The organism is Methylobacterium sp. J-077, assembly GCF_022829365.1.
Lineage (GTDB): Bacteria > Pseudomonadota > Alphaproteobacteria > Rhizobiales > Beijerinckiaceae > Methylobacterium.
In genome coordinates this window covers 1-441 of sequence record NZ_JAKSYJ010000255.1, presented here as the reverse complement: position 1 = coordinate 441, position 441 = coordinate 1, and the positions used below count along the sequence as shown (strand labels likewise).

Below are 441 nucleotides of genomic sequence, written 5' to 3'. Positions count from 1 at the left end.
CGACCGGATCGGGTCCGAGTCGGCTTCATGCGGGCTGGGACGGGAACGGCTGCGGCCTACGGGGCCGGCTCGACCTGCTGCTCCGGCACGGGCACGTCGAAGCCGTTCAGCGTGATGCAGACCATCGCGTAGAGGCCGACGCGGTGGATCAGTTCGGACACGCCGGGGGCGACGAACGCGGCGACGACCCGGTCGTAGACGGGGCGCGGAAGGACGCCGCCGGCATTCTGGGAGCTGGCAGCATCGAAGACAGCAGCCTTCTCGGTTGTGAGGTCGGACGGACGCTGACCAGACACGATGGTCGCGACCCTGCCTTCCCGCATACCCTTCTCCATGGCCACCTTGACGTGGGCGTAGAGCTCGTACGCCGACTTGAAGCCCGACCTCGTCACCATGATCGCGACCTGCCGTGCCGCTTACGTCAGGGCGCCGCCCTCTGAC

Annotated in this window: 1 protein-coding gene; it reads right to left on the bottom strand. The window is 68.3% G+C overall.

What is annotated here, in order from left to right:
• Nucleotides 1-56 precede the first annotated feature (56 nt).
• On the bottom strand, nucleotides 57-395 hold the full coding sequence (locus MKL11_RS33675) for a hypothetical protein (RefSeq protein WP_243951471.1): 339 nt from the start codon (nucleotides 393-395) through the stop codon (nucleotides 57-59).
• Between the last annotated feature and the right edge of the window lie 46 nt (nucleotides 396-441).